This is a genomic window from Stenotrophomonas sp. 3diitr2024, from assembly GCF_042136455.1.
In the GTDB taxonomy this organism is placed as follows: domain Bacteria; phylum Pseudomonadota; class Gammaproteobacteria; order Xanthomonadales; family Xanthomonadaceae; genus Stenotrophomonas; species Stenotrophomonas sepilia.
This window is the reverse complement of the sequence record NZ_JBHHMJ010000098.1, coordinates 1-666: the sequence shown is the minus strand read 5'-3', so window position 1 is coordinate 666 and position 666 is coordinate 1. Positions and strand designations below refer to the sequence as shown.

Genomic DNA, 666 nt, shown 5'->3' with positions numbered 1-666 from the left:
CGGCCGCTGGCCGGCTTTTTCATGGCCTCCGGAAACAACCGCGTGGTTACCGGCCAGCGGCCGGCACGACCGGTTGCCGATACAATCGCCGCATGTCGACCGAACTGAAAACCCACCAGCTGTCCATGACCGTGCTGATGTCGCCGGAAATGGCCAATTTCTCCGGCAAGGTCCATGGTGGCGCCATCCTGCGCCTGCTTGACCAGGTGGCCTACGCCTGCGCCAGCCGCTATGCCGGCAGCTACGTGGTCACCCTGTCGGTGGACCAGGTGATGTTCCGCCAGCCCATCGCGGTGGGCGAGCTGGTCACCTTCCTGGCCTCGGTGAACTACACCGGCACCTCATCGATGGAGATCGGCATCAAGGTGGTGGCTGAGGACATCCTCAAGCGCAGCGTGCGCCACGCCAACAGCTGCTTCTTCACGATGGTCGCAGTGGATGAAGAAGGCCGGCCGACGCCTGTCCCGCCCTTGCAGCCGGCAACGTCCGACGAAAAGCGCCGCCAGGCCGCAGCACAGATCCGCCGCCAGTTGCGCCAGGAAATGGAGCAGCGCCACCTGGAACTGCTCGCGTCGAACCCGCCGTCGCCGGAGGAATGAGGTAGTGCCGGCCGCTGGCCGGCAACCTCGCGCGTGCTGCCAAACATCATGAGGTTGCCGGCCAGCG

The 666-nt window shown here is 65.6% G+C and carries 1 protein-coding gene; it reads left to right on the top strand.

From position 1 onward, the window contains the following. Positions 1-92: 92 nt before the first annotated feature. Entirely contained in the window at positions 93-599 is a 507-nt protein-coding gene (locus ABGA94_RS02410; protein ID WP_005415314.1) for an acyl-CoA thioesterase, read from the top strand. Positions 600-666: the final 67 nt, after the last annotated feature.